Annotated in this window: 4 protein-coding genes; 1 reads left to right on the forward strand and 3 read right to left on the reverse strand. The window is 38.0% G+C overall.

What is annotated here, in order from left to right; all coding sequences use genetic code 11:
- Positions 1–126 precede the first annotated feature (126 nt).
- A complete protein-coding gene (locus CJF42_RS25225; protein WP_095369258.1) occupies positions 127–537 on the reverse strand; it encodes a phage protein GemA/Gp16 family protein in 411 nt (136 codons plus the stop codon).
- A complete protein-coding gene (locus CJF42_RS25230) occupies positions 534–890 on the reverse strand; it encodes a hypothetical protein (RefSeq protein ID WP_095369259.1) in 357 nt (118 codons plus the stop codon). Before CJF42_RS25230 ends, CJF42_RS25225 begins: the two co-directional genes overlap by 4 nt.
- A 62-nt stretch (positions 891–952) precedes the next feature.
- On the opposite strand from CJF42_RS25230, the gene CJF42_RS25235 reads away from it, so the two are divergent.
- Entirely contained in the window at positions 953–1,447 is a 495-nt protein-coding gene (locus tag CJF42_RS25235; RefSeq protein WP_095369260.1) for a hypothetical protein, read from the forward strand.
- On the opposite strand, the gene CJF42_RS25240 is transcribed toward CJF42_RS25235, so the two are convergent.
- A partial coding sequence (locus CJF42_RS25240) for an AAA family ATPase (RefSeq protein ID WP_170940769.1) occupies positions 1,444–2,258 on the reverse strand: 815 nt, incomplete at its 5' end. The two genes, CJF42_RS25235 and CJF42_RS25240, sit on opposite strands and share 4 nt — an antisense overlap.

Here is a 2,258-nt window from a genome sequence, read left to right on the forward strand (position 1 = left end):
GGGAATTGGGGAATATACATCACTTGCCCTTGTTGTTGAGTTAATACTGCTATGGCTTTTTCAAGCCCCAAATGCTTAATAATGGGCTGTAAACCGTGCGGTAAAGCACGTATATCAATGCTTAAATCAGGCATTAGCAGCTTCCTTTTTATCAGCACGTTTTAACCAGGCTTTAAGTACTTCAATAATGTTATGCCATTGGCGAGTGCTTTGAGCCAAGGTTTTACCCTTTAAATATTTTTCACAAAAACTATCACAAGCCTGTTTTGAGTCAGTATTTACCAAACCCGCTGTATGTAATTGGCCCCATAAGCTATAAATCATTTTAAGTTGTGCTGGTAACTGTGTTTGCGTTCCTTGGTTTTTAGGGGCCATTTTTTTATATTTTAAAATTAAAATATGCATTTCAGCATCATCTAACCTAGCACATGATGATGTGCGACCCATGCTCACATTTTTAACATTTTGCTTATGCGAGTCTTGGTCGATATTAGCCAAGTTTTGCAGAGTTTTAATCTGTTTAATTAACCTCTTCATGCCATTACCTCCATTTGAAAACTAAACGCGGGTGTTTTTTCCATATTGATAAGTTTAAAACCCCATGCTTGTTCGTTTCCTGTAAATGCCAATGGCAATTGGCGATTAACTAAATTAAAACGCCTGGATAAATTACTCACACTTCGATCTAAATGAACCTGATGTAAAAAATACATTCGGTTGCATAACATCATTGCAAAAGCGGCTTTAACATTGCCTTCGCATTTATCGAGTAAGTCGCCTTTTGCATCATGACTTGCTAACATGCATAACATTTGTGGTTTGCGAATTGATGTATTAAGTACTAATTCAGCGCTGTAATGTACTGTTTTAATTTTGATTGATAAAGCCATTATAGTTCCTTGGTAATTAGTTTTTTTCTGCTTGTTAAATAAGGTTTAAAAGGGATTTAAATATGACAACTAAAACGTTAAAACAGCTCTACACCAACGCAAAAACAACCTACGACGCGCTTGTATCTGCATTACCCAAACAGCAAGTCGATGTGCTATACCATTTAATAAACGGTATGTCGGCGTGTGAAGTTTTAAAGATAAGTTCGACGAACAGAGATGACATTGACGTGCTCTGCCAAGAAGTGCTTGTTTCTCAAACTCGCCCACACGCAGCTGTGCCGCTTGAAGAGCGCGTGCCGAAGACACACCAGACGGATCCCCTTTTGGTTTACGATACAAGTCTACGTCGCATGATTGATGCGATGGCTTATTTAAAGCCTTTTGTAGATCCTGATTTTGATTTAGAAGATGGCTCTCAGTTTGTAGTTGATCGTTTATTTTTCTCATCTATTGCATACTCCGATGTAATATATAATGAATATAATGATTGGCCCTTTGATGAGCGCTATCCGTTCGTAAAAGAACCTGAGCAGTCAAAAGGCCCAGTAAATTAAATCGCGGGCTTATTAAGTACATTGGCGAAAATTGAATTAACAAATAACCTATCAATCTTTTTGTGTTTGTTTTTTTTATCAAACTTCAATAAGTGCGGTAATAAATTTTCAACCAATTCGCGGGCATTGCCTTCAACACGTTTATGTAACCAAACCCACCATTTATCGCTATTATCTGAAAGCGTTAAACTATTTTGAGTCAACTTAATAAACAGCGATTGAATATCTTCAACAGAGATTTGGCCCATCGGTTTTGGCCAAAAACACACTCGGCTTGCAATGAGTTCGTAACGTTCTTGGCTGCGTAACTTATCAACCAATTGAATGTTACCGACCAAAGTCACGCCCACCATGGCATGATCTGAAATCGTACGTAGGGGGTCTAATGCATTGGGTTTACATTTATCAGCCTCATCTAAAATAATCAGGCGGTCGCTATCACGTAAGGTATAAATAATGTTTTCAATATTTCTTGGGGCATTTCTACTTTTTGGAATACCGAGCTTTTGGCATAACTGCAATAAAACTTGTACCCCACTAATTTGCTCTGAGCCATTAAGCAATATGGCAAATTCATTTTGTTTACAATATTCTTCAATTGCCTTTGTTTTACCAATACCCGCACCACCTGCAAATACACTAAAACGGCGTCTATCTTTTGCTTGCATACAGGCCATGGCAATTAAATTAGCCACATTAGTATTAATGAAAGGTACTTGGCCATAGCGAATTTGAATGTTTTTTTGTGGCACCGCATCAGGCTCAGGTTCAGGCTCATTACTTAATATCTCAGTCGGACACACAACAGACC

Source organism: Pseudoalteromonas sp. NBT06-2, from assembly GCF_002276045.1.
GTDB lineage: Bacteria > Pseudomonadota > Gammaproteobacteria > Enterobacterales > Alteromonadaceae > Pseudoalteromonas.